This is a genomic window from Iodobacter violaceini (assembly GCF_011601265.1).
GTDB lineage: Bacteria > Pseudomonadota > Gammaproteobacteria > Burkholderiales > Chitinibacteraceae > Iodobacter > Iodobacter violaceini.
Genome location: NZ_JAAOLX010000007.1, coordinates 88,097 through 113,875, shown reverse-complemented (window position 1 = coordinate 113,875; position 25,779 = coordinate 88,097). Strand labels below are relative to the sequence as shown.

Genomic DNA, 25,779 nt, shown 5'->3' with positions numbered 1-25,779 from the left:
TTGCATATAAAAAATAAAGTGGTTAGTTCATATGGAATTTCACCCGCCCTACAAAATCATTTTGCGGTGGTTCAATATGCTTTTTTAAATATCTGCTATTGATTCAGCATCCTCGCCAGGTGGCGTTTTTTGCAGGCGGCGCCGAAGCCTGCCAGCAGGGCGAGGGACAGCGGGTTGTTTTGGAATTTCCACTCCGGGTGCCATTGCACTGCAATTGCGAAGGCGGCGTTTTTGACGCTGAAGGCTTCGATCAGACCATCGGGTGCGAGGGCTTCGGCATGCAGTTTGTCGGCAAGTTTTGCCACGCCCTGGTGGTGCAGTGAATTTACTCTGGCTGTGCTCTGGCCGTATAGCTGCTCCAGCAGGCCACCAGCCACCAATTGAATATCGTGTGCTTCCTCGTACATTTCATCGGTGCTGCCGTCTTTTTCGCGGTGATCCAGCATGCCTGTCTGCTGATGGACGGCTTGCTCCAGCGTGCCGCCAAAGGCCACATTCATTTCCTGTGCACCACGGCATATTCCAAATACGGGGATGTCTGAAGCCACCGCAGCACGAATCAGCGGCAGGGTGGTGGCGTCCCTTTGCGGGTCGTTAAAATCATCTTCTAAAAGCTTGCCATGGTAGTGCTGCGGCTCAATATTGGATTGGCTGCCGGTCAGCAGCAGGCCATCAATGGTGCCTAATATTTGCGCAATCTGGCTGGCGTCGCCAAGGGCAGGAATAAGCAGTGGAATACCACCCGCGGCCAGCGCAGCATGAATATATTTTTCACCGGCAAGGTGAAAAAAATGGCTGTCTTTTAACCACCAGCGACAGCATGGAATCCCGATAACAGGCTGAGTCATAACAGGCCCCGGTTTGCATGTGATGCACAGAGCGGGCACAAACGATGCCCGCCCTGGATAGCTTTAAGCTTAGTTCGTTAATTATATTTGACAAGTTTTTGCGCAAATTCAGGCGGTAATGATTTTCCTGTATGCGGTATAAGGCCTGGCGGGTCTGTTTTGTGGTGCTGCAGCAAAAAGTCAGAGGCCTTTCTGGCTAATTGGCCGGGCATGGCATATTTTAAGAGCGTGTTGATTATTTTGAACGGGCAAAGCCAATGGATGTAGGGGCAAGGCTTAAAGTAGTGCGGGGCCGGTTTGCTTTATCTCAGCGCGAATTAGCCAAGCGGGCGGGGATGACCAATGCCACTGTGTCTTTGATCGAGCAAAACCGGGTTAGCCCGTCGATTAGCTCATTAAAAAAGCTGTTGGAAGGGTTTCCGATGTCTCTTGCTGAGTTTTTTACTTTTGAGCAAGAAAACACCTTGCCCAGCTATATTTTCCCTGCCGGCACGCAGCCTGATTTAGGCAACGCGGCGGTGCAAATGCATTTAATTGGCTCGGGGGTTACGGACAGGCAAATTGGCCTGCTGCGCGAGCAATATCAGCCGGGGGCCGATACCGGCAGTGAGATGCTGCAGCATGAGGGGCAGGAGTGCGGTGTGCTGGTTAGCGGCCAGATGGAGCTGACCATAGACGGGCAGGTGCATCTTTTGCAGGCTGGGGATGGCTATTATTTCCCCAGCAACTTACCGCATCGTTTTCGCAATACCGGCGATTGCGCTGCCGAGGTGATCAGCGCCAATACACCGGGTTCGTTTTAATTGACGGGTGTTATGTAGCAAAACCCAAGGTTTGAACCACGGATAACGCGGTGTTTTTCCGTAAGCCTGGGGCGTTACTTTTAATTAAATGCTTGTGCTGTTGTGCGATATTAATGCGGTGCAAAGGCTAGCGATACTCCCAGCCCAAGCAGGGCGCTGCCGATGATTTTATTGAGCAGGCTTTGCCCGCTAATCATGGCGGATCTTAAGGTTGGGTGAGAGAAAAACAGCGCCACCAGCGCAAACCACAGCCCGTGTGCCAGAGACATAAACAAGCCATAGGCAATTTGCTGCGCCAGCGGAGTATTTGGGTTGACTACTTGGGTGTAGGTGCTTACCACGAAAAGTGTGGTTTTAGGATTAAGCACATTGCATAAAAAGCCATTTCTGAATGCAGGGCTTACAGTTGAACCTGCGCTCAGGTCTATATCGAGCTTACTTTTGCTGGTAAAGGTTTTGTAGCCGATATAGATCAAATAAAGAGCACCGGCTATTTTGATCACCGTAAACAACGCTGGTGATTGTGAAATGATCAGCCCTACACCCAGCATGGTGTACATCACATGGATTTGTACCCCCAAAGCGATCCCTAGTGCGGCTAATAAGCCAGCTTTGCGGCCGTAAAGATAGCTATTGCGGGTAACCATTGCAAAATCAGCGCCGGGGCTGATAACGGCCAGAATGGTGATAAGAGCGACGGCAAAAATTTCATTCATAGACTAGGCCTAAAGAAAGTTGAAAGTTAGTTTTGTGTTTTATTTCTCTATTTTGGCTGTCTTGTTGTTTCAGTAAAATCGATTTATGCTCATGAAAATGCATGAGAAAAAGTCAACTATGAGCGTCAGAATCCCTTCACTTAATGCCTTGCGAGTCTTTGAGGCCGCAGCGCGTCATCTCAGCCTGATTCGCGCTTCGGAAGAACTTTTTGTGACGCAGGGAGCGGTAAGCCGCCAGATTAAGCAACTGGAAGAAAGCCTTGGCTTGCTCTTGTTTGAACGGCGTAATCGGGCGATTTTTTTGACCAGAGAAGGTGAGCTATTAAAAAATACCTGCCAGGAGATGCTGGCACAGCTGACACTTACATTGCAAAAACTCAAGGGAAATCCTTACGACCGGCCGCTGGTGGTGTCGTGTGAGCCGACCATTGCCATGCGCTGGCTGATTCCTCGTTTAAGCGATTTCTATGCCCGTTATCCGGCGATTCAGCTGCATTTATTTACGGCGGGCGGCGTGGTTGACTTTCAGGGCGGCCATATTGATTTAGCGATCAGGCGCAATGATTTCAACTGGGGAAAAGATTGTTACCCGGAAGAAATAGGGCAGGAGAAAGTGGGGCCGGTGTGCGTGCCTGAGCAGCTGCAAGATGGGCAGATTCATCTTGAACAAAGCCGTCTTTTGCATACCCGTACCCGCCCGGATGCTTGGGCTCGTTGGGGTGAGCTGGCGCAGCAAGGGGTGACGAGCCATCAAAATTCATATTTTGAGCATTTTTATTTAAGCCTGCAGGCTGCAACGGCAGGCTTGGGCGTGGCGATTGCTTCGGCCTATATGATAGAAGAAGAGCTAAAAAATGGCCGCCTGATTGCCCCCTATGGCTTGCTGCCCGATGGCTCCAGCTATGTTGTTTTGTCCGCAGAGCCCTTTGCCCAAGATGAAAGGCGCTTGGTATTTTTGAATTGGCTAAGGCAGGAGTTTCAAAAATCAGATGAGATGTTGGCTCGTTTACCAGCGGGGATTGAGATGCCGTAGCGCATTGCGCTACGGCTGGGGGTTAAAAGCATCAATCTTAACGGTAACTTAGTTCGGTTGCCTGTATTGAAACCCGCGTGCCAGCAGTACCTTGCACAATGGCTTCAATATCATTGAGCGAACCGATGACCGCTACTTTACCGGTATTGCGGGCAAATTCGCAGGCGGCTTGTACCTTGGGGCCCATCGAGCCTGCGGCAAAGCCGAGGCGTTCTAATTCATCAGGATGGGCGCTGGCGATGGCTTTTTGGGTGGGTTTGCCATAGTCGATAAATGTGGCGCTGACATCGGTGGCAATGACCAGTAAATCGGCGCTTAGCTCTTCTGCCAGTAAGGCGGAGCAGAGGTCTTTGTCGATAACCGCCTCAATGCCATGCAATTTTCCTTCTTTATCGTAGCAAGTCGGAATCCCGCCGCCGCCCGCGCAAATTACGATGGTGCCTTGTTCCAGCAGCCATTTTACCGGGCGAATTTCAAAAATTCGTTTAGGCCTTGGGCTGGCCACAACGCGGCGGAATTTGTCGCCATCTGGCGCAATTGACCAGCCTTTTTCGCTGGCCAGTCTGTTGGCGTCTTCCTTGCTGTAAACCGGGCCTATGGGTTTGGTTGGGTTTTTAAAAGCAGGGTCGGCAGCGTCGACTTCTACCTGGGTCAGAATGGTGGCGAAAGGCGTTTCGACGGGCAGCAGATTACCCAGCTCCTGCTCAATCATATAGCCGATCATGCCTTCGGTTTCGGCACCTAATACATCCAGCGGATAGGGGCTGACCTGGCTGTAGGCGGCATTTTGTAAAGCGAGCAGCCCTACTTGCGGGCCATTGCCGTGGGCGATAACCAGCTCATTATTTGGGGCAACACAGGCGATTTGTCTGGCGGCGATGATGACGTTTTCACGCTGATTATCTGCACTCATGGCTTCGCCTCGACGAAGCAGAGCATTGCCGCCCAGGGCGATGACGATACGCATAATGAATCCTTTTAGTGCCTTCGGCACGTTGATTTAGGTGCGGGAATCCCCCGCAGGGGACTCCCTTTCTTGAACGGCCAAGAAAGGAAGCAAAGAAGGCCGCCCCGACCAGCACGAAGGCCCCTCACTGCGGACAGTGGCGTTGTGTCAACTCGCTTCGCTCAAACACGAATTGACGACTGCCCCACCCCGCTTGTTCCTCGCTTCGGCGTGCTTCAAAGGGGAGATTTAAGCCCCGTGCTATGAGCGGCGGAAAAACGCCAGATTGCTGAGTTTGAACACGCTCAACACTCAAGGAAAACAGGCGTACTTCAAACCTGTTTTCCTCCGTGTTCTCAGTGTCCTCCGTGGTTCAATATTTGGGTTTTGCTATGCCCGCGTCAGGCAGAATCAGATATCCCCCAGGGTTGAAACCAGAATGGCTTTGATCGTGTGCATGCGGTTTTCTGCCTGCTCGAATGCGATGTTGGCCGGGGATTCGAACACTTCTTCGGTGACTTCTACGCCGTTGGCGAGGAAGGGGTATTGTTCGGCGATTTGTTTGCCCATTTTGGTTTCGCTATTGTGAAAAGCGGGCAGGCAGTGCATAAATTTGGTGCGCGGATTGCCGGATGCTTTCATCATGGCGCTGTTAACCTGATAGGGCAGCAGTTGTTTGATACGCCCGGCCCATGCTTCAACAGGCTCGCCCATCGATACCCAGACATCGGTGTGGATAAAATCGACGTCTTTTACGGCTTCCAGCGGGTCTTCGGTTAGTGTGATACGCGCGCCGGATTCAGTTGCAAATTGCTGGCACTGGGCGACGAAATCTTCGTGTGGCCAGAGTGCTTTGGGGGCGGCAACGCGTACATCCATGCCCAGTTTTGCGCCAATCAAGAGCAGCGAATTACCCATATTATTACGGGCGTCACCCAGATAGGCGTAGCTGATATCGTGCAGCGGCTTGTCGCTGTGTTCGCGCATGGTCAGTACATCGGCCAGCATTTGGGTGGGGTGATATTCGTCGGTCAGGCCATTAAATACCGGCACATCGGCAAAGGCGGCCAGCTCTTCAACAATTTCCTGGCTATAGCCGCGATATTCGATGGCATCGTACAGCCGCCCCAGCACGCGGGCGGTGTCTTTCATGCTTTCTTTGTGACCAATCTGTGATGAGCTTGGGTCGATATAAGTGACGTTTGCGCCCTGATCGTAGGCGGCTACTTCAAACGAGCAGCGGGTGCGGGTGGAGGTTTTTTCAAAAATCAGTGCGATGTTTTTGCGTTTTAAATGTTGCTGCTCGGTACCGGTGTATTTAGCGCGCTTCAGATCCCGGGATAAATCCAGCAGATAGCGCAGTTCACGTTGGGTGTGATGCATCAGGCTAAGCAGATTACGGTTATGCATATTGAAGGACATGATGATTCTCCGGTAAACGAAAGAAATACAAATGAACCTGGCGGTATTCGGATTCCGCTGATTTCCTGTGAGTAAAGCAAAAAAGATCGTTTAAGTGCTTTCGGCAAGTTGATTCAGTTGCGGGATTCCCCCGCATGGGCTCCTTTTCTTGAACGTCCAGGAAAGGAAGCAAAGCCGCAACTTCAAAAGCACGAAGGCCCCTTCTGCGGTCCAATCGAGTCGGCGGCGGGCGGGTTCAGCTCGTTCCACGCTCCCTTGGCGAAACCCCGCCCGCTTGTTCCTCTTTGCGGCGTGCTTCAAGGGGAGGGTAAAAGCCCCGTGCTACGAGCCGCGCTATAAATTCACACTGTGGAGTTTGAAATTCACAGAAGGTTTTCTCCGTGAAACTCCGTGTTCTCTGTGCCCTCCGTGCTTCAGAATTTGGTTTTTCTAATAGCGTTCAGCTAATCAGTAATCAACCGGGTCGCGGATAATCGGGCAGGTCATGCAGTGGCCACCGCCCCGGCCCCGGCCCAGTTCGGCGGAGCTGATGGTGATGACTTCCACACCGGCTTTACGCAGCAGAGTGTTGGTGTGGATATTGCGGTCGTAAGCTAAGACCACGCCAGGTTGCAGGGCGACGACGTTGTTGCCGTCGTCCCATTGCTCGCGTTCGGCTTCGAATGAATTGCCGCCGGTTTGCACTACGCGCAGGGCAGGCAATTTGAGTGCTTCGGCAACAACATCCAGGAAGGGTTTGTTTTCACGACGCAGGTCGATGCCGTTGGGTTTGCTTTCGTCCGGGCGCAGGCTGAAGGCGACAATTTGTTTGACTACTTCAGGGAAGATGGTGACTAAATCCCGATCGCAAAAACTGAAGACGGTATCTAAGTGCATGGCAGAGCGGGATTTTGGCAGGGCGGCCACAATTACTCTTTCGGCGGCTCCGGCTTTAAATAAAGACATCGCAACCTGGCCGATGGCTTGATGCGAGGTACGCTCGCCCATACCAATCAGGACCACACCATTGCCAATTGGCATGACATCGCCGCCTTCCAGCGTGGCGCTGCCATGATCGATATCGGGATCGCCCCACCAGACTTTGACATCGGCGGCGGCAAAATCGGGGTGAAACTTATAAATAGCGGTGACTAACAGTGTTTCTTGTCGTCGTGCCGGCCAATACATCGGGTTGAGCGTTACGCCGCCGTAAATCCAGCAGGTGGTATCGCGGGTAAATTGGGTGTTGGGCAGCGGTGGCAGGATAAAGCTGGCATTGCCAAAGTTTTCGCGGAAGATGCTCAGCACTTCGGACGGGGTTTCTACCGGCAAATCAGGAGCAACCACACCGCCCATTAAGTATTCGGCCAGATGGCGGGGTTCTAGTGAATCCAGCCAGCTGCGTACTTCATCCAGTAAACCAATGCCGACCAAATCTGCAGTGATTTTACGATCGAGTATCCACTTTTTAGCTTCAGGCATCGCCACGGTAGCGGTCAGCAGATTGTGCATTTCAATGACATCTACACCACGTTCCCGCATCTTGGAGACAAAATCAAAGTGATCGCGTTTGGCCTGGCTTACCCACAGCACATCGTCAAATAATAAGGAATCACAGTTGTTGGGGGTCAGCCGCATATGAGCCAGCCCAGGCGAGCAAACCATAACCCGTCTTAACATGCCAACTTCAGAGTGAACGCCTAGTTTTAGATTTTCGGTACTCATCACATAGCTCCAGTTAAAGCTTTAGAAAACCGGTGTAAAGGCCGTAACTTGCCGCAATGGCCCCAATTACAGCGGCTGCAAAAATGAACTTTTCAATGGTGGTAAAAACAATCTGCCCGCTTTCTTTACGCGCCTTGGTATAAAGAATGGCGCCAGGTGCATACAGCAGGGCGGACAGCAGTAAAAATTGCACGCCTGCCGCATAGATCAGCCATGCGCTGTACAGGGTGGCAATCACAGCAATACCTAAATCTTTTGTGCGATTGCCACCATGCTCTGCATAGCCGTCGCCCTTATAAGCCACCATCACGCCATAAGCAGTAGATAAGAAATAGGGCACTAAAATCATCGAGGTGGCGAGCAGCAGCAGGCTGGTGTAAGTGCTGGCGGCAAAGAGAGTAATGATGAGGAAAACCTGCACCGCGCTGTTTGATAACCAAAGCGCATTAGCCGGTACGCCATTGGCGTTTTCTTTATGTAAAAAGCTGGGCATGGTCTGATCGCGGGAAGCTGAAAACAGAATCTCGGCGCAAAGCAATGTCCATGAAAGCAAAGCACCCAGCAGCGAAATCACCAGCCCGACAGAGATAAACACCGCACCCCAGTGGCCCACAATATGCTCCAGCACATAGGCCATTGATGGGTTCTTTAAGCCTGCTAATTCTGGCTGGCTCATTACCCCAAGTGACAATACATTCACCAGCACCAGAAGCAGCAGGGTGCTGAGAAAACCAATCACGGTAGCGCGGCCCACATCAGCGCGTTTCTCTGCACGGGCAGAGTAAACACTTGCGCCTTCAATACCGATAAACACCCAAACGGTGACCAGCATCATGTTGCGTACCTGATCCATCACGCTGCCCAGCTTAAGATTGCCCTTGCCCCAAAAATCGGCGGTGAACACATCCAGCTTGAAAGCCACGGCGGCCAGAATAATAAACATCACCAGCGGCACAATCTTGGCTACGGTCGTGACCTGATTAATAAACGCAGCCTCCTTAACCCCGCGTAATACTAAAAAGTGTACCGACCACAGCAAAACAGATGCGCCGATGATGGCGGGTACGGTATTACCATCGCCAAATATGGGGAAAAAATAGCCTAGTGTGCCAAACAGCAATACAAAGTAGCTGACATTGCCCAGAAAGGCGCTGATCCAATAGCCCCAGGCCGATGAAAACCCCATGTAATTACCAAAGCCTGCTTTGGCATAGGCATACACACCGGCATCTAATTCTGGTTTTTGGTTGGCAAGGGTCTGAAACACAAAGGCCAGCATCAGCATCCCCACCGCCGTGATTGCCCAACCAATCAGCGTGGCCCCCGCTCCGGCGCTTTGCGCCATGTTCTGTGGCAGAGAAAAAATCCCCCCGCCTATCATTGATCCGACCACCATCGCGGTGAGCGCGGTCAGTCTTAGCTTATGGGACGATTGCGTCATGATTAGAGCCCTCGGTACGGAATAAGTTAAACGCTACTCTTACTGTTTTCCATTTTTATGTAAGCAATAAGAAGCAAAAGTAATAGTGCTATTTACTCGTTGTAAGCTTTACTTATTTAGATGGAGCGTGGTTCACAGCAGTAGGTGTTTGTAGTTTGATCCTTATCGACTACGTGTTTTTTGATGAAAAACAACATTGATACCCTTAGCCGGATTGATGGTTTTTCAGGAAAAACAAAACACATTGCAATCATGGTCTTAGCGGTTATGAAGTGTTTTTATTAAGATGAAAAAAAACTTTCTCTTTATATTTTTGCTTAAAGCATTGAATTAAACCTGATGGTCCGTTTTTAAAAAAATGCATATAAACAATGTGTTGTGCGGTATTTTTTGTTTTTCATATTAAATTTTTCATCCGGGGTGTTTCAAATACCCCCACGCAATACAGTGTTGTAATTATTGATGGTGCTTATCTTTGAGAATAAACAATATTTAAGCGAATGCTGATAAAGGTACTTTTACATTGTTAATACTTATTTTGTAGTTTGATGATGCTGGCTACGTAATTGTCATACAAAAAAAGAAAGGCAGCACGTTGTGTCTCCGGGGCAGACAGAGGCAATTATTTGTGTTTACTGACAGTTTTATGTCTTTAGTCGGCAATAAAAAAGTTGATTTTTGTAAGTATTTGACAGGCGTACAAGCCTTGAAAAATACCTGCTGCAAGGGCTGATTTTGAGCCAGGTCTGTTGCAGTGAGGTGGGGTTGCAGACGTAAACAGGGTGGGGAGGGGGCTGCTCAATACTGTATATGAGCACAATATTTCGCCAGCTGCGCAAATACTGTGTGCAAATTGAAAACGTTACAGACTGAAAAATTGGCCCTCTGTCTAACTGGCAGAAGTGAGCTGTATATAGCTTGAGAATGGAGCAAAGGCTGTTCTTCAGTTTATAAACTGGCGTACAAGCCTATTTTTTGGGCAGTTTGTACTCTTTTTAAAGTAAATGCTTACGTAATAATTACTTTTTCTTTTGTTAAACTTTTATTAAGTTTTCGTTGTATTTACAACAGCTGCCTGTCATGTGTTTACAATCGCCGCGTTGTTGCTCTACATTCTCACAATATTATTTTTTCCTAACGTAATAAAAGTGAAGCTTTACCCTGAAATTTACACATTTGCACCAAGATGCAAAGTCAAATGAAATAAACCACAACCCAATATAGGGTAGAAAAAGTCCGCAATGTTTTGTGGTCAAGTGGTATTGCTGCGCCTGATGTTATTGCAATTATTGTTGCCAGAATATGAATGATCCGGATCATTGGATCTTATACAGATAACATAATTGAGCTTTAACATTTTTCTTTTGTGGCACAGCTCTGAGTATTTTATTAAATACGAAAGATAAATATTCCTTTTGATTTACATTGAGGTATTTTACTGTGTTAAACAACAAAGTAATCTCTATAGTAGGTGCCGGGATATCAGGGCTAAGCTGCGCTTTAAAATTGGCGGGTTCAAAGCTAAGCAAAGGTTATACGATACGTATTTTTGAAAATGGAGAAAGAACAGGAGGCCGGGCTCATTCAATTAAAATGAATGATTTCAGCATAGACCTTGGAGCAGGGCGGTTTTCGCCTGCTTTACATCCGAATGTTTCAAAAATTGTGAGTGAACTGGCAGAGAAAACAGAAGTTTTTCCTTTTACCAAAATTGTATGCCCGCACCCGCAGCATGCTGGATTAAAAGAAATACTCGCACAATTAAAGCCAAAAATTGTCAGCAGTTACAATGAATCCTTTTTTCAATTCCTGTGCAATCATTTGGGAAATGAAAAATCTCATGCCATGATTAATGGCCTGGGCTATGACTCGCTGTATTTGCCCCAAATCTCACCCGAAATTGCATATGATATTATTGAAAAACACCCGGAAATTCAGTGCTTTTCAGAAAATGCAGGTTATGAATGGTTTAATCTTGTCGATGGTTTTTCTGCACTGGTAAAAAGCTTATATGAAAGAGCCGCAGTACTGGGAGTTGAATTTTATTTCGAACATCAATTAGTCGGTCTTCAGACCAAATCAAACAGCACTTTGCTTGAATTTTCTGGCTGTGATCAGCAGGAAATCTGGCATAACAGCAGCTACACAGTATTGGCGCTCCCGCCTACGGCTATGGCCTCGCTTAATCTGGATTTTCCAGGCAGCTGGAGTGATTTCACCTATGGATCTATTCCCTTATTTAAAGGTTTTATATTTTTTGATCACCCCTGGTGGCAGGATTACAATTTAGAGAACAAAGTTACAATTGTAGATAATCCATTAAGAAAATTATATTTCAAAAGCGATAAATATATATTCTTTTACACAGACAGTGCCTGTGCCGATTTCTGGTATGAAGAAACAAAAAAAGGTGAGGCTGAATATATAAACACGGTTATGAATTTAATCAGCATGGCATTAAATATTCCAATTAATGAACTTCCATGGCCGGTGCAAAATAAATTTAAATACTGGCCCAGTGGCGTTGAATTTGCCATTGAAACATCACCTGAACACCCTCCGGTTTTATCAAAAAATAATGGCACTATTATTGCCACATCAGATGCATATACACCTCATTGTGGCTGGATGGAAGGTGGAATTATTGCGGGCCGGAATGCAGCGGATTACATTTTAAGGCAATTAGAAAAATCAGCTGTGGCTGAGACGGAAATAAATTAATTTAACCGCAATTGCCTGAAAATATTTCATTTTAAATCCTGACTGGTATATATATTTAATGAGCATTTTGAATTTTCCACGCATCCACTTTAAAGGTGTTGCACGGCTTAATGTGCCAACGGGGAATAGAAATATTGCCGGAACTTTAGATATTGCAAACAATCGTGTGTATCAGGATGGAGTGCTGTTTGATTTAAAAAAGCACCCAAGTGAGTTTCATCAGTATTTAAGGCAATTGCCACCAAGATTTAATCTGCAGGGCCAGCCGGATGATGAGGGGGCTTTTAATCAGGCCGCCGGGCATAATTTTATGGGAAATAATCATTTCTCATGGGAAAACACACAGATTACCTCGCTGCAAACAGAGCCAGGACAGTTACTGGAAAAGGATTCATTGCTCGGCTGCAAGCTGGAGCTATGGGGGCATTACAACGAATATTTACGTACAACATTTAACCGGGCCAGGTGGGTGGATATAGACCCAAGCCGCAATGATTCATCGCAAATTTATGCCGGACAGCTATGCATTAAAGAGGCCGCTGCTCCGGCAAATGCTCCTTGCTTATTTTCTTCAGATATTGATTGTGTGCACTCTGTACGCAGCTATGGTGAGAATCATATTCTGCAAAAACAGCCTCATTTCTTAGAGCCGGAGTTTTCTAAAACCAGGGTATTTCAATTTTCTATAAGCAAAGACTCAGAGCATTTTAATCTTAAGCAACTATCACTTAAATCAGAGTTTATTGAGTGCTTGCAGCAGGCGTTAAAAAGAGATGATGTACTAGGGCTGAGTATTCAGTACAGCGTTTTTAATATGTCTGCACCTCAGCAGCCTGATACACCGGTATTTTATGATTTAAGCGGCACAATTGGCTTATGGTTGAAGCAGGATATGGCCACGTTTGCCAATGACAGGATTTTATATCCCGATCAGCATCAGGGCTTTGGGCCAGTCGCAATTAAAATTCAGGGTGAATGGGCAAGTATCAGCATGCCTTGCAGTATTCCATTTACCAGCCGGGAGGCTCAATGTCCCGGGCCACAGCTCACCCATGCCCTTGGGCCAAAATACTCATTGGGCACATTAGAGCTAAGAGCAAAATCCGGAGTGCTTCTGGCCAGAATTCCCGAATCGGTTTATCTGCCTTATTGGAAAACGGCCGGAGTGATTGATGTTCCTCTAATAAATTCTGCCGCAGATGATTCATTAATACTGCGTGGTGAGGGGAATCAATGGGAAGAATCGGACTGGCTGATTCAGGCTGAGGAAAATATTATTTCTTTAGAAGCCCCGGACAAAAGAAATAATACTTTTTTCTCTAAAGAGCTGAAAATATTCAGCTATTACCGTGGCCAGCCCAGACAGAAAAAAGATATCAGTGTATTTATTGAAAATAAATCGATTGTCAGTACTTATCAGCTCACCATCAGCAGCAATGAAAGCGGTGTGGCTGCGCTGACCCTTACCAGTCTGAAACCAGGTGTCAGTGAGGTTTTCATTGGTGATTACAGAGGAAAAATATTAGTCCGCGTGCTTTCTGATGATTGGGCGCTTTTGGATATTCCTGATCATCAGGTGGATTACACTTTGCTTTATGAGCAGGTGATGAGCTATTACGAGCTTATTTACCCGTTTATGGCAGATAAAGTGTTCAGCATGGCTGATCAGTGTAAATGTGAAACCTATGCACGATTAATGTGGCAAATGTGTGATCCGCTGAACCGTGATAAAAGCTATTACATGCCAAGCACCAGAGAAATGTCTTATGCAAAATCGATGCTGTTTCTCAAATATTTAAGTAATGTTGAGGCGTCTGCTTTAAATGATCAGAAAAAATTACCTGCAACAAAAAATATAAAAAATGGTGAAGTGAGCAGTAAAGAAGAATTGGTTAAGGTGTTAAAGCAGGCTGTAAATTTAGAACTGTCTATTATGCTGCAGTATATTTATGCCGCCTATTCCTTACCAAACTATGCTGCTGGCGAGCAATTAGTGGCGGGTAAAAAATGGAGCGAAGAACAATTAGCTCTGGTTTGCGGTACAGCCGACCGAAGACAAAATTCTGGCTGGCGGGGCACTATTTTAGAAATTGCCCACGAAGAAATGATTCATTATCTGATTGTGAATAATTTACTGATGTCTTTGGGCGAGCCATTTTTCCCCGGTACGCCTTTATTTGGCTTAAAGGCAGCTGAAGAATTTGGTCTCGATACTGAATTTTCTTTTGAGCCATTTTCTGAAAATGTGCTGGCAAGGTTTGTCCGCTTTGAATGGCCTCATTATTTTCCTTCTGCAGGAAAATCGATAGCCGATTTTTATGCCTTAATTCGCCGGGCATTTACAAATATCCCTGATTTATTTAGCAGCGAATCAGCTAAAACAAGCGGTGAGCATCATTTGTTTCTTAATGAGCTGACGAACCGGAAATTCCCTGCTTATCAATTAGAAGTAAATAATCGTGAAACAGCGTTATTTGCTATTGATTTTGTTACTGAGCAGGGAGAAGGGGCTGCCGCAGATTCACCTCATTATGCCCAAAGCCATTTTAAGCGGCTGAGAGAAATATCGCGCACGCTGCTCGCCAGTGAAACGCCATTTGAGCCGGCCATTCCGGTTTTAAAGAATCCTGTATTAGATCCGACTCCGGGCTGCAATACGGTATTAAATCAGGAAGCCAGACAACTTATGCTTTTATATAAGGGATGTCATGAGCTTACCTTTCATATGATGATTCAACACTTTGGACAAAAACCTTCAGGCAGCTTGCGCCGCTCAAGGGTAATGAATGCGGCCATTGATATTATGGCTGGCATATTAAGACCATTGTCGGTGCAAATTATGTCAATACCCTCAGGTATTCCTGGCCGCAATGCCGGGCCACCTGTGCCGCAGGCAATTCAATTTAATCAAATTGCTGATTTTCAGGCCGCTTGTGAGGCTCTCGCCAAGCAATGCCGGGCCCTTGCTCAATACGCCAGAGAAATTAAAGGGATTAAACCAGCAGCGGCGCTAATTGAATTACTTGAGTTTTATGATAAGCAAATGATGGAACTTGCAACCGGAAAACTTTCACGGGAAGGCTGACAAATGAAAAAGATCATTATTGTGGGAGGTGGCTTAGCGGGTGGTTTAGCTGCCATTTATTTAGCCAAACGCGGTCACGATGTGCATGTTTTTGAAAAACGCGGTGATCCATTTTTGGCTTATTCAGATTATATAGATCAGGTCAGCTCGCGGGCCATTGGTGTAAGTATGACGGTGCGCGGTATTCAGGCCGTTTTAAATGCAGGTATTCCTAAGGAAGAGCTGGATTTATGCGGCATCCCTATTTCTGGAATGTCATTTTGTATTGCGGGTAAATTTAAAACCAGAGAATTAGCCCCTGTAGATTCATTATCTCCGCTTTCATTAAGCAGGGCAGACTTCCAGAAATTACTGAATAAATATGCGGCTATCAATAATGTGCATTATCACTATGGACAGCGCTGCCTGGAAGTAAATTTAGACGATAAAACAATCACTACAAAAGATAATGATGGCTTGATTGTTGAGCACAAAGGAGATTTGCTGATTGGTGCAGATGGTGCCCGTTCTGCCGTTCGGCAAGCCATGCAAAATAATTGCCGCAGATTTGAATACCAGCAATCATTTTTTAAGCACGGCTATAAAACACTGGTGATTCCTGATGCCAGCAAGTTAAATTTAAGAAAAGATTTAATCTATTTTTTTGGTATGGATTCAGGCGGATTGTTTGCAGGGCGGGCGGCCACTATTCCTGATGGCAGTATCAGCTTTGCAGTGTGCCTGCCTTACCAGGGGGATATTAGTTTACAAGCAAAAGACCCGGCAACAATGGGGCGTTTTTTTGATAAGTATTATGCAATGCTGCCTGAAGAAACCAGAAAAGAAATGTTATCGCAGTTTATGGAAAAACCGAGTAATGATTTAATTAATGTTAAATCTTCTGTTTTTCATTATAAGCAGAATGCGCTGATATTAGGAGATTCTGCCCATGCTACTGCGCCTTTTCTGGGGCAGGGAATGAATATGGCGCTGGAAGACGCTTATATTCTGGATGGATTATTTGAAAAATATGGTGAAGATTTTGCAAAAATGCTGCCTGAATTTACGCAGTTAAGAAAAGCAGAGGCCGATGCAATGCAGGATATGGCCATTAATAATTATGAAGTGCTGAGTAAGTCTGACCCTATTTTCTTTATGCGCTCAAGATATACCCGTTATATGAGCACTAAATTCCCTGCCAGCTATCCACCGGATATGGCTGAAAAGCTTTATTTCACCTCGATGGCTTATAGCGAGCTAAGAGATATTCAGCAGAAGCAAAATGTTTGGTACAAACTAGGGAGAGTAAACTAATGAAAATTTTAGTTGTTGGAGCCGGGCCAGCGGGCCTCATGTTTGCCAGTCAGTTAAAGAAAATTAAACAAGACTGGGATATTGCCATTGTAGAAAAAAATACAGTGGATGAAATTACAGGCTGGGGAGTGGTTTTACCCGGCAGGGCACCGCACCATCCTGCCAATCCATTAAGTTATTTGCCAAATCATGAAGAGATTGATGCGCAGTATATTGATGAGTTTTGTCTTGTGCATCAGGGGGAGCATGCAAAGGCAAGTACAGGTATTACGCTGTGTGGTGCAGAAAGACGCGCTTTAGTCGGGGCATTAAGAGCACTTTGCAGCGATTTACATATTCCAATCAGCTATTCTTCGCCATTATTTGATGGAGAAGGCCTTGATACAGAGGCCTATGATTTAATCGTCATTGCCAATGGCATTAATAATATCTCTAATCATTTTAATGAAGTATTAGCGCCTGATGTTGAGTTTGGTAAGAATCGCTATATGTGGTACGGCACACCACAAATTTTTGATTCAATGAATCTGATTTTTAAAGCAACAGTGCACGGCGTATTTATTGCCCATGCATATAAGTATTCCAGCACGATGAGTACTTTTGTGGTTGAGTGCAGTGAAGAAACTTATCACGCAGCGGGTATTGAATCTTTATCTGATGAAGAAGCAAAAGTATTTATTGCCAATATTTTCAGCGCAGAGCTTGATCAGCAGCCGGTCCTTGTTCAGCCTGGTTTGCAATGGCGGAATTTTGTAACGCTTAGCCATAAAAAAGCATATGAAGGTCATTTAGTGCTGATTGGTGATGCATTGCAAACAGGCCATTTTTCTATTGGCCATGGCACTACAATGGCGGTGGTTGCAGCGCAAATGCTGGTCAAAGCTTTATATGATCACGATGTGCTTGATTCTGCCTTAGAAGATTTTAATGAGAAGGTTATTCCGCTTATGCAATTATTCAGCGGGCACGCTGGTATCAGCCGTACCTGGTTTGAAACGGCAGCAGAAAGAATGGATTTAAGCGCTGGCGAATTGGCAAAGAGTTTTGCTGAGCGCCGCGAGCAGCTGCCTCCTTTGCCTGCTGCTCTGGCGCAGGCGCTGGGTGCTGCGTTATCGCGTAAGGAAGCTTAAATGATCTCAGAAAAAATTGTTCCGCCATGCTTACCCGGGCAATGGAGCAGCAGTTACATTTCTTACTGGCAGCCCATGCTGAAAGATGACCAGATTACTTCCGGCATCTGCTGGTTTGATTACGAGCAAAACCGCTGCCGGATTGATGGCTTGTTTAATCCATGGTCTGAGGAAAAAACAGGCCATCGCCTTTGGATGTCAGAAATTGTGACTGCCAGCGAGGGGAAAACAAAGAAGTCTAAAATTGCTTACTATCGTGAGCCGTCTGAGGGGGTAACGGAGTATGAAGCCGTTGTGCTTGAGGATGATTCAGAAGCTTGCCATGAAGTTTTATTAACGCAGGATGTTTTACTGCAATATCAGGCCAGCTACGCAGGAAGTCAGAATTTGCTGGGCAGAGAAACCGAAGCGTGGACATTTACCAAGCCAGGCAAAGGACCTTCAACCTATTATTTTGTAAAAGGTACTAACCAATTGATCAGGATGGTGACGGGGGATCCTGAGGTACATGCTTCTGTTCGTGATTTTCCCAATTTTACAACGCATGCTATTGCCGGTGAAATATTTTCAGGCCGGGTATAAACGGGATTCATGAATAAAAAGGCAGGGCAATGATTGCCCTGCCTTTTTTTATTGGATCAAAGGGCATCAGCTATTGCTGTATGCATGCCCAGCATGTCTGCCGCGATGAATGAACTGAATCAGTGCATGTGTGTTTTTGTCAGTTTCATTAAATAGCGGCTTGAAAATGTAAGTGCTATGGTTCCGCCAATAAAATCAGCAATAGGGAAAGATATCCAGATACCTGTGCTGTGAAAAAACATGGGCAGAACAAAAATAAGCGGAATAAGCAGAATATAGGTTCTGGCAGCATCAAGCAGCATTGCGGGCAGTGCTTTTCCCATTCCCTGAAATAAGCCGCTGGACATCATGCATATTCCGGAAGCAAGAATACCAAGAAAGCAAATTGCGGCGATCTTTTTGCCTTCCGTAATAATTTCATGGTTTTGCGTAAATAGCTGTAACAGCACTTCAGGATTAAAGCAAAGAAGCGCCGTTACAATAAGCCCCCATGCGGTACTGCAAATAAGAGCAGAAATATACGCCTTCTGTACTCTTTGATATTGCCGCGCACCGTAGTTAAATGCAGACAGGGTTTGCAGCGCAATCATCATGCCAATAATAGGAAGAAATAAAAACATATAGCAGCGCATTAAAATACCGTGCGCACTTATTAGTGTGGCGGATTGCTCTGGTATGACGATAGAAATAGAATAAACCGATATGGCCATGATGATTGAAAAACCACCGTGCGAGAGCAAAACAGGCATGCCGAAACTAATGATATCTGTATAAACCTTAAATTTAGATACAAGATATTGCGGTTTGAATTGTGCTGCATTTTCACCTTTGCTTTGCAGTTGTAATGCTAAAAGCAGTGCTAAAGCCATGGCGCAAGCTGTGGCCCATGCCGCTCCGGCAACACCCCATTTAAATACAAAAATAAAGAGCGCATCAAAAACAATATTTAAAACAGATCCGGTGGATAATACCTGCATCATTGCTTTTGGATTGCCTGATGCACGGAAACTTTCGGTGATCTGATTGCTGATAAATCCAATCACAGAGAAAATAAGTACCGGAACCAGATAGCTGTCGGCTTCTTGTATAAATTCATTGGGCACCGCCAGTAATGCATAAATGGCAGGCCTGAAGATTAAAAACAGGGCCGAAATAATGATGGCGCTGCTGACGGCAAGCAGTAGCGATGCAGAAAAAACACGGGAAGCTTCTTCTTGGTGTTTTGCCCCTAAGTGCCTTGAAATAATTGAGGCCATTCCGCTGCCTTGCATGGTACTGATTGCAAGCAGAAACATTTGAATAGGAAAAACGGCAGAAACGGCACCCATTGCATGGGGGCCAATGCCGCGGGAGATAAAAAGACCATTTACAACGATATACATGCCATTAATGACCAGGCCCACAATAGTGGGGAGTGCCATATATAAAAATTGCTGGAAAACCGGTGATTTTAAAAGGGGGGATTCACTGTTTATATGCTTATTATCTATATACGCCAATTCCACAGACATGGTGGGCCTTTATTGAGTATGTTTTATATCGGAGATAAAGCCTGATAGTGGCTTATCGATTATAAAATAATGCACAGACTGTAGCTGAATCTTATTAAAATACAATTACAGATGATAAAATATCAGAGCTTGATTGTCTCGGAATTTAATTTAATCGTTGCAAAATGGTAATTGTGTCCGGGCGTAGTGATTGTATGTAAGTTTTTTTATTGTTTCAGAAATAAAGGCGTGTTGGTGCTATGCTGGGAAAACGGACTGAGTTTTACATGATCCGAAAAACAAGGCATTGTTTACAGAGCGTGCCGGTATTTTTCTTACGAATCAGTTTTCCGGGTGTTTATTACTGAATAATTGTGAACTAGATATCAAGATTTATTAAAAGGTAAAGATATACATTGTGATATCTCTTCTATGATTTATCATGCCTTGATTATTGCCAGGGATTAAATGTTGTATGAATATCGAAAAAGTAGTTTTTGGGTTTTTTATCCTGCTGGCATTTACGCTTAATTTTGGTTTTGTAATGGGCCAGATTGATGTTGCACACCAGCATGATGTTTTTGAGCTATTTTCTGCCATGGTGGTCAGTTTTATTGCTACGGTGATTAAGTTTGGTGACCGCACACAAGTGGGGGCACTGCACTTGGCAACCAGTTTGGTTGCTGATTTGCAATTAATTGCAGCGGCTCTGGTTTGGGGCCATGCCATGTATGTAAGCCAAATAGGAATGACCCCGGGGGTGACATCAATGGTGGTATCTTTTTCTGCCGGTGCTCTGGCCGCCAATGTGGTTTCGGTGGTATTGCTGATTGGTGAAACCTTACAACATCGCCGCTGATTATGCCGAATATCTTTTTTATGGTGATGCGGCGCATGCGTGCGCCGATTATCACGCTGATTCTTATTTATTCAATTGCCGTTCTGGGCCTGGTGCTGATTCCCGGTGTGGATGATCAGGGCCGCCCCTATCAAATGGGGTTTTTTCACGCTTTTTATTTTATCAGCTATACCGCTACCTCAATTGGTTTTGGCGAAACGCCCTATGCGTTTTCTTATTCTCAGCGCTTATGGGTTTTATGCTGTATTTATTTATCAGTAACCGGCTGGGCTTATAATTTAGGGGCTATTTTTACTTTATTTAATGATCAGGCTTTAAAAAAAGCCATTCAGTATGTGCGGTTTAATAATAAAGTCAGACGCCTGCGTGAACCCTTTTATTTAATTTGTGGATATGGGCAAACGGGGCGTTTGCTCTGTAAAGTGCTTGATCGGATCAATATTCGCTTCGTGGTGATAGAGCTCAGAGAAGAGCGCGTTAATAATTTGGCTTTAGCTGATTTTCATTCTGATCCGGTTTTTTATGCGGGGGATGCTTCTAATCCTGAATTATTAAAAATTGCCGGAATTACCCATCCGCTCTGCCGGGGCGTGTTGGCCATTACCGGCGATGAAAATGTGAATCTGGCGATTGCAATGGCGGCTTTTGTTTTGCAGCCTAATCTGGTATCGGTGTGCCGCTGCAAAAATAAGGCTGTGGCCGATAATATGCAGTCGTTTGGCGCGAATAAAGTGATTAATATGTTTAATGCGGTGGGGCAGCGTTTTCAGATGCTGCTGCATGCGCCGCATAGCTATCGCTTATGGAATTTGCTTTCTGATTTTCCTGGCCAGCCTATTGCGGCCTTAGTGCGCCCGCCTTGCGGGCATTGGGTGGTGGTCGGATATGGGCGATTTGGCATTTCGATGCGGGCCGCGCTGCTTAAAGAGGGTGCTACGGTAACGGTGATTGATCCGGAGCCGCAGCCTGATTTATTGCCGGAGCAATTTGTGCAGGCGCTGGGTGTGAATGCCGATTCATTAATTGCCGCAGGTATTGAGCACGCTTCGGGGCTATTAGTTTGCCATGATCATGATATTAATAATCTGTCTGCGCTGGCAACGGCTCGGGCGATTAATCCCAAATTGTTTATTGTGGCAAGGCAGAATCTGCGCGATAACCACTTATTATTTGAAGCTTTTAAGCCTGATATCACCTCAATCCGCAGCGAGATTGTGGCGCATGAATGTTTACGCGCGATTGAAACGCCATTATTGGCGCAATTTCTGGATTTAATTAAACAAGAAGATGAAGCATGGGCAAAGGCATTGTCTGATCAATTGGCTTTGTTATGCGATCACACAGTGCCGGAGATCTGGAGCATTACTCTGGATGCCAAAAACACCGCAGCCGTGCACGCCTTTTTAGCCAGCCCTTCGCCGCCTTTACGCCTTGCCCACTGGATTAATAACCCTTTTGATCATGGCTACAAGCTGCAATGCTTGCCTTTGCTGCGCGTGCACGGTGACGAGCTGCAGGCATGGCCTTCGTTAGATACGCAGCTGACTTTTGGCGATCAGCTGCTGTTTGCGGGTAATCACGAAGCCCAAAGTGCCCATGAAGCCATGCAGGAAGCCACGCATCTGCTGGATTTTGCCCGCACCGGTAAGACCGAACCGCAAAGCTGGGTGTTTCGTAAATTGGCGGATTGGCAGCAGGGGAAGTAAAACCCCATCCTATTAACTAATGGGGAATTTGTAGCTTGGGTTAGAAGTCTGCGTGTGAGGTTTACCTCACTCAACGATATATTGCATAACCCAATCTACAAAAGCTCATGTCTTGGGGACAGTTAATAGGATTGAAATAAAACCCTTATCAATCCGCCAGCTGCCGTCTGAATACCCAGCTCACGTCATTGGACGCATTGGCATCAAAGGCATAGCCTTCGGCATTAAACGCTTTTAAATCGCTTGCCTGAGTAATGTTGTGCTCTGCCGCCCAGCGCACCATCAGGCCACGGGCGCGTTTGGCGTAGAAGCTGATGATTTTGTATTTGCCGTTTTTCCAGTCTTCAAATACCGGCGTAATCAGCGGGCAGTTTAAGAGTTTGGGTTTGACGGATTTAAAGTATTCGGTTGAGGCTAAATTAACGAGCACTTTGGGCTTTGTGGCGTTAATCGCGGCAGTGATGGTTTCGCCCCAGAAAGCGTAGAGATTATTGCCTGCTGCATTGGGCAGGGATGTGCCCATTTCCAGGCGATAGGGCTGAATCAGATCCAGCGGGCGCAGCAGGCCGTAAAGGCCGGATAAAATGCGCAGATGCTGGCTGATATAGGCCAGCTCTTGCGGCGTCATTTGCCCTGCATTCAGCCCCTCGTACACATCGCCCATAAAGGCCAGCACGGCTTGCTTGGCGTTTTCCGGCGTGAAATCAGGATGCCAGGCCTGATAGCGCCCTACATTCAGCACTGCCAGCGGATCGGATAATTTCATCAGGACGGCAATTTGCGCAGGCGTCTGCTGCCTGAGCAAAGCAATCAGCCTGGCAGAATGATCCAGAAAATCAGGCTGGCTGAATTCTTTGGTGATGGGAGCAGTGGTGTAATCCAGCGTTTTGGCTGGAGAGAGCAGCATAAGCATGGCGGACTTTGATTGCGGGATGATCGTTGAATAAGCGGAAAGCAAAAGATCTGCAGACACAGAGACTGGCGGGCGCACAGAGAAAAACTTCAACTCATTGAGTATGTTTTCTCTGTGTCTGCAGACCTTAGGTTTTATTTCAGGCTAATTAAGGCTCTACCCCGGATCCGCGCAGCAGGGCTGCGAGTTCCATGGCGGTTTTGACCTGCATCTTTTCTAAAATCCGTGCGCGGTGTACTTCGACGGTTTTCATTGAGATGGACAAATCATCTGCAATTTGTTTGTTTAAACGGCCGGTCAGGATCAGCTTCATCACTTCGCGCTCGCGCGGGGTGAGGGTGCCAAGGCGTTTGGTGATTTGCATCTTTACTTGCCAAACGCCGCGCTTGGTGGCGTCGTTGGCGAGGCAGCGCTCTACCAGATCCACGATATCGTTATCGTTAAATGGCTTTTCAACGAAATCAGTTGCGCCTTGTTTTAAAGCTCCCACTGCCATGGGTACATCGCCGTGGCCGGTTAAAAACACCACGGGCGGGCAATAAGGATGCTCTTTGATTCGGTCAAACAGCTCTAAGCCACCCATGCCGGGCATACGCACATCAAGCAGCAGGCAGCCGTAGCGCTCGGGCGTGTAATCAGCAAGCAGCGCTTCAGCGCTGGCATAGCTGTCAGCACGGTGATTGCGGGTGGAAAAAAGCCAGACGAGGGCATCGCGAATGGCGTCATCGTCATCAACGATTGCAATGCGGCGATCAGGGTTCATTAGCCTGGGTTTCCTCGGAAAACGGTACGGTGAAGATAAAGCGGCAACCGCCGCCAGGATTATTTTCTGCCCAAAGACGGCCCTGGTGATATTCGATAATAGAGCGGCAAATATTCAGCCCCATTCCCATTCCGGTGTCTTTGGTGGTGTAAAACGGTTTAAACAATTGTTCCATTTGTTCAGAACTAATACCAGTGCCACGATCCGCAATGATAACTTGTAAGTAATCATGCTCCCTACTCAGCATAATGGCCAGAGTACGCTGCGATGCAGGCGTATCGTTCATGGCTTCCATGGCATTGCGGATTAAATTGAATAATACCTGTTCCAGCATAATCGGATCGACATATAAAGGCGGTAAGTCTCCCGATTCTGAAATACTGATCTCTACCCCGCGCCGTACTGCCTCGTGCGATTGTAAATCCAGCACGGTATCCAGCAGGCCGGTAATGGTGCAGCGGCGGCGGTGTGGTGCCCGGCGCTGCACAAATTCACGAATACCACGAATAATCTGCCCGGCTCTGCGGGCCTGTTCGCCCATTTTTTCGATGGCTTGGGATAATTGCTGCAAATTAGGCTGGGGATTGGCCAGAATATTGCGGCAGCCTGATGCATAGCTGGCAATCGCGCCCAGGGGCTGGTTCAGCTCGTGGGCCAGGCTGGAGGCCATTTCGCCCATCGAGATCAGCCGGCTGGTTTGTTGTAGTTTTTCATTTTGCAGGCGCTCGCGCTCGGCCGCAGATTTGAGCGCGGTAATATCCGTGGCTACTTCCAGCCAGACATCCGAATCATCCACCCACAGGCTGTGGCGGCTTTTGATCTGAAACCAGCGTTTTTTAATCGGATCGTACCATTCTGAATCGACGGGGGTATCAAAGCGGCGGGCGCTGAAAGGCACGATACAGCAGCGGCCACGCCAGTCGGGCAGGTTAAACGAGCGATCAAACTGACGATTGCTCATCAGCAGCTCGCCACTGTCGGCATCGCTCACGGCAACCGCCGTATCCAGACCATCCAGTACGGTGACAAAACGCTGATGCGAGGCCTGCAGCACTTCGCGCTCGCGTTTTAGCTCGGTAATATCGTAGAGAGAGCCCATCCAGCCAATATGCCGCCCGGCGCCATCGATCAGGCTGGAGCCATGCAGGCTGACATCAAAACGTTCGCCATTTTTGCGCATAAAGCGCACCGCCTGCCCATTGGGATCGGCCCGGCCTAAACGGATCGCATCAAATGCAGCCTGACAGCGCTCCAGCTCTTCCGGGGGCCAGTAGGGCAGCGGCGGTTGCTGGCCCAGCAGCTCGTCGGCACTAAAGCCGGTCATTTCACAAAAAGCCCGGTTTACATAGATCAGGCGGCCATCCTTATCCATCGCCCGCATACCGCTGACCAGCGAGTCTTCCATCGCCTGGCGCAGCGCGGTTTCGGCGCGTAATTGCATTTCTGCCTGAGAGCGAACCCGCATCACTCGGTGTAATAGCGCGGTAGAAGCCAGCATGCCGATGGCTAAAAAGAGCAGCACCCAGGGCAGCGATTCAGTCAGCCGGTGGCGGGGCACATGGTAAAGCTCGGCCTGTATCGACAGCCCCAGAGGCGGGGTATCGAGAGCAATGCGCGTGCTCAGGCCGCTTGGATCAAGCTGTCGGCTGGATTTGGCTGCCAGCGTCACATAATTATGGTTAAGCAGTAAAACCTGATAGCGCTGGGCAATCCACCACGGCACTTGCTGCTGCAAAAGCCGGTCAAAAGAAAAAGTAGCAATAATAAAGTTGTGCCCGTCTGCGCTGGGCACCGCATATTGGGCCAGTGGGGGCTGATCATGTTTTGCTGGCAGCGTGCTCCAGCCGCTTTCCCCATTAAATGCCCGCACTTTTTGCTGGGGGGCGGACCACCAGACTTTGAAATCATCCTGATTTCTGACCACCAGGCTGACAATTTCCGGGCTGTTTTGAATTAAAGAAAAAGCGCGTGCCTGAAACAGCGCCGATTGCTTGTTGTAATCGGTCACCGCAAGGGCATTGATGGCATCGGTATTGGCGGTAATTTGTTGCTGAATCGCCTGCTTTTGCCAGAGCAAATCCTGCTCCAGCTGGTTACTGCGCTGTTTTTGATCGGCATCAGTGGTAAGCAGCAGCCAGCTGGCAAAAGCCAGCGTAAACAGCGCTGCAATCAGGCCGGGCAGCAGTTGAAGCCAGCGGCCAAGACGGGGAGACAAGGTGATAGGGTGCAGAGTCAATCTGATAAGCCAGGGAGTCGACCCGAAAAGGTCGGGTAACCTAATGAAAGGTTAATTATCCACGGATGTCAGTAATTGTCCAGGATAG

Annotated in this window: 19 protein-coding genes; 9 read left to right on the top strand and 10 right to left on the bottom strand. The window is 47.2% G+C overall.

The window, feature by feature from the left end:
* Nucleotides 1–95 precede the first annotated feature (95 nt).
* A complete protein-coding gene (locus HA050_RS14275; protein ID WP_166827435.1) occupies nt 96–848 on the bottom strand; it encodes a gamma-glutamyl-gamma-aminobutyrate hydrolase family protein in 753 nt (250 codons plus the stop codon).
* Between the two features lie 257 nt (nt 849–1,105).
* On the opposite strand from HA050_RS14275, the gene HA050_RS14270 reads away from it, so the two are divergent.
* Entirely contained in the window at nt 1,106–1,651 is a 546-nt protein-coding gene (locus HA050_RS14270) for a cupin domain-containing protein (RefSeq protein WP_166827433.1), read from the top strand.
* Between the two features lie 110 nt (nt 1,652–1,761).
* Here HA050_RS14270 and HA050_RS14265 read toward each other — a convergent pair whose 3' ends face one another.
* Nucleotides 1,762–2,367 (bottom strand): LysE family transporter, encoded by a 606-nt coding sequence (locus HA050_RS14265; RefSeq protein ID WP_166827430.1) that lies wholly within the window; start codon nt 2,365–2,367, stop codon nt 1,762–1,764.
* 118 nt (nt 2,368–2,485) lie between these two features.
* Between HA050_RS14265 and HA050_RS14260 the strand changes: the two genes are divergently transcribed.
* Complete coding sequence (locus tag HA050_RS14260; protein ID WP_166827427.1) at nt 2,486–3,400, top strand: LysR substrate-binding domain-containing protein; 915 nt, start codon at nt 2,486–2,488, stop codon at nt 3,398–3,400.
* 37 nt (nt 3,401–3,437) lie between these two features.
* Here the strand turns inward: HA050_RS14260 and arcC are convergent, their stop codons facing one another.
* The 4 genes from arcC to arcD all read right to left on the bottom strand — a co-directional run bounded on the left by arcC (nt 3,438) and on the right by arcD (nt 8,913).
* Nucleotides 3,438–4,367 carry a carbamate kinase gene (gene arcC, locus HA050_RS14255; protein WP_166827424.1) on the bottom strand — a complete coding sequence of 310 codons (930 nt, stop codon included), beginning with the start codon at nt 4,365–4,367 and terminating at the stop codon, nt 3,438–3,440.
* 390 nt (nt 4,368–4,757) lie between these two features.
* The gene (locus HA050_RS14250) at nt 4,758–5,768 is read right to left on the bottom strand and encodes an ornithine carbamoyltransferase (RefSeq protein ID WP_166827421.1); all 1,011 of its coding nucleotides are present in this window, start codon (nt 5,766–5,768) and stop codon (nt 4,758–4,760) included.
* 447 nt (nt 5,769–6,215) lie between these two features.
* A complete protein-coding gene (arcA, locus tag HA050_RS14245; RefSeq protein ID WP_166827418.1) occupies nt 6,216–7,472 on the bottom strand; it encodes an arginine deiminase in 1,257 nt (418 codons plus the stop codon).
* Nucleotides 7,473–7,485: 13 nt separating this feature from the next.
* Entirely contained in the window at nt 7,486–8,913 is a 1,428-nt protein-coding gene (arcD, locus tag HA050_RS14240) for an arginine-ornithine antiporter (protein WP_166827415.1), read from the bottom strand.
* A gap of 1,440 nt (nt 8,914–10,353) precedes the next feature.
* Between arcD and vioA the strand changes: the two genes are divergently transcribed.
* The 5 genes from vioA to vioE are packed head-to-tail and all read left to right on the top strand — an operon-like array spanning nt 10,354 to nt 17,724.
* Complete coding sequence (vioA, locus tag HA050_RS14235; RefSeq protein WP_166827412.1) at nt 10,354–11,634, top strand: flavin-dependent violacein biosynthesis tryptophan-2 monooxygenase VioA; 1,281 nt, start codon at nt 10,354–10,356, stop codon at nt 11,632–11,634.
* A gap of 58 nt (nt 11,635–11,692) precedes the next feature.
* Nucleotides 11,693–14,719 carry an iminophenyl-pyruvate dimer synthase VioB gene (gene vioB, locus HA050_RS14230; protein WP_166827409.1) on the top strand — a complete coding sequence of 1,009 codons (3,027 nt, stop codon included), beginning with the start codon at nt 11,693–11,695 and terminating at the stop codon, nt 14,717–14,719.
* A gap of 3 nt (nt 14,720–14,722) precedes the next feature.
* Nucleotides 14,723–16,012, top strand: coding sequence for an NADP-dependent violacein biosynthesis oxygenase VioC (gene vioC, locus HA050_RS14225; RefSeq protein ID WP_166827406.1), 1,290 nt, complete (start codon nt 14,723–14,725; stop codon nt 16,010–16,012).
* Nucleotides 16,012–17,142 carry a flavin-dependent violacein biosynthesis monooxygenase VioD gene (gene vioD / locus HA050_RS14220; RefSeq protein WP_166827403.1) on the top strand — a complete coding sequence of 377 codons (1,131 nt, stop codon included), beginning with the start codon at nt 16,012–16,014 and terminating at the stop codon, nt 17,140–17,142. The genes vioC and vioD overlap by 1 nt, the downstream gene beginning before the upstream one ends.
* Nucleotides 17,143–17,724: a violacein biosynthesis enzyme VioE gene (vioE, locus tag HA050_RS14215; RefSeq protein ID WP_166827400.1), complete on the top strand. Its 582-nt coding sequence runs from the start codon at nt 17,143–17,145 to the stop codon at nt 17,722–17,724.
* A 119-nt stretch (nt 17,725–17,843) separates the two neighbouring features.
* On the opposite strand, the gene HA050_RS14210 is transcribed toward vioE, so the two are convergent.
* Nucleotides 17,844–19,145, bottom strand: a complete 1,302-nt coding sequence (locus tag HA050_RS14210) for an MATE family efflux transporter (protein ID WP_205836441.1) — start codon at nt 19,143–19,145, stop codon at nt 17,844–17,846.
* Nucleotides 19,146–19,689: 544 nt separating this feature from the next.
* Here HA050_RS14210 and HA050_RS14205 point away from each other — a divergent pair.
* A complete protein-coding gene (locus tag HA050_RS14205; protein WP_099397988.1) occupies nt 19,690–20,073 on the top strand; it encodes a DUF6394 family protein in 384 nt (127 codons plus the stop codon).
* Nucleotides 20,074–20,075: 2 nt separating this feature from the next.
* Nucleotides 20,076–21,779 carry a potassium channel family protein gene (locus HA050_RS14200; protein WP_166827394.1) on the top strand — a complete coding sequence of 568 codons (1,704 nt, stop codon included), beginning with the start codon at nt 20,076–20,078 and terminating at the stop codon, nt 21,777–21,779.
* A gap of 148 nt (nt 21,780–21,927) precedes the next feature.
* Here the strand turns inward: HA050_RS14200 and yaaA are convergent, their stop codons facing one another.
* The 3 genes from yaaA to HA050_RS14185 form a co-directional block, all read right to left on the bottom strand.
* The gene (gene yaaA / locus HA050_RS14195; RefSeq protein ID WP_166827902.1) at nt 21,928–22,692 is read right to left on the bottom strand and encodes a peroxide stress protein YaaA; all 765 of its coding nucleotides are present in this window, start codon (nt 22,690–22,692) and stop codon (nt 21,928–21,930) included.
* Nucleotides 22,693–22,840: 148 nt separating this feature from the next.
* Nucleotides 22,841–23,455: a response regulator transcription factor gene (locus HA050_RS14190; RefSeq protein ID WP_099397985.1), complete on the bottom strand. Its 615-nt coding sequence runs from the start codon at nt 23,453–23,455 to the stop codon at nt 22,841–22,843.
* Nucleotides 23,445–25,691, bottom strand: a complete 2,247-nt coding sequence (locus HA050_RS14185; RefSeq protein ID WP_166827392.1) for a PAS domain-containing sensor histidine kinase — start codon at nt 25,689–25,691, stop codon at nt 23,445–23,447. Before HA050_RS14185 ends, HA050_RS14190 begins: the two co-directional genes overlap by 11 nt.
* Between the last annotated feature and the right edge of the window lie 88 nt (nt 25,692–25,779).

Excerpts from the sequence above, each read along its gene's own strand:
- HA050_RS14275 (WP_166827435.1), bottom strand. The coding sequence starts at position 848 with ATGACTCAGCCTGTTATCGGGATTCCATGCTGTCGCTGGTGGTTAAAA.
- HA050_RS14270 (WP_166827433.1), top strand. The coding sequence starts at position 1,106 with ATGGATGTAGGGGCAAGGCTTAAAGTAGTGCGGGGCCGGTTTGCTTTA.
- HA050_RS14265 (WP_166827430.1), bottom strand. The coding sequence starts at position 2,367 with ATGAATGAAATTTTTGCCGTCGCTCTTATCACCATTCTGGCCGTTATC.
- HA050_RS14260 (WP_166827427.1), top strand. The coding sequence starts at position 2,486 with ATGAGCGTCAGAATCCCTTCACTTAATGCCTTGCGAGTCTTTGAGGCC.
- arcC (WP_166827424.1), bottom strand. The coding sequence starts at position 4,367 with ATGCGTATCGTCATCGCCCTGGGCGGCAATGCTCTGCTTCGTCGAGGC.
- HA050_RS14250 (WP_166827421.1), bottom strand. The coding sequence starts at position 5,768 with ATGTCCTTCAATATGCATAACCGTAATCTGCTTAGCCTGATGCATCAC.
- arcA (WP_166827418.1), bottom strand. The coding sequence starts at position 7,472 with ATGAGTACCGAAAATCTAAAACTAGGCGTTCACTCTGAAGTTGGCATG.
- arcD (WP_166827415.1), bottom strand. The coding sequence starts at position 8,913 with ATGACGCAATCGTCCCATAAGCTAAGACTGACCGCGCTCACCGCGATG.
- vioB (WP_166827409.1), top strand. The coding sequence starts at position 11,693 with ATGAGCATTTTGAATTTTCCACGCATCCACTTTAAAGGTGTTGCACGG.
- vioC (WP_166827406.1), top strand. The coding sequence starts at position 14,723 with ATGAAAAAGATCATTATTGTGGGAGGTGGCTTAGCGGGTGGTTTAGCT.
- vioD (WP_166827403.1), top strand. The coding sequence starts at position 16,012 with ATGAAAATTTTAGTTGTTGGAGCCGGGCCAGCGGGCCTCATGTTTGCC.
- vioE (WP_166827400.1), top strand. The coding sequence starts at position 17,143 with ATGATCTCAGAAAAAATTGTTCCGCCATGCTTACCCGGGCAATGGAGC.
- HA050_RS14210 (WP_205836441.1), bottom strand. The coding sequence starts at position 19,145 with ATGGCACTCCCCACTATTGTGGGCCTGGTCATTAATGGCATGTATATC.
- HA050_RS14205 (WP_099397988.1), top strand. The coding sequence starts at position 19,690 with ATGAATATCGAAAAAGTAGTTTTTGGGTTTTTTATCCTGCTGGCATTT.
- HA050_RS14200 (WP_166827394.1), top strand. The coding sequence starts at position 20,076 with ATGCCGAATATCTTTTTTATGGTGATGCGGCGCATGCGTGCGCCGATT.
- yaaA (WP_166827902.1), bottom strand. The coding sequence starts at position 22,692 with ATGCTTATGCTGCTCTCTCCAGCCAAAACGCTGGATTACACCACTGCT.
- HA050_RS14190 (WP_099397985.1), bottom strand. The coding sequence starts at position 23,455 with ATGAACCCTGATCGCCGCATTGCAATCGTTGATGACGATGACGCCATT.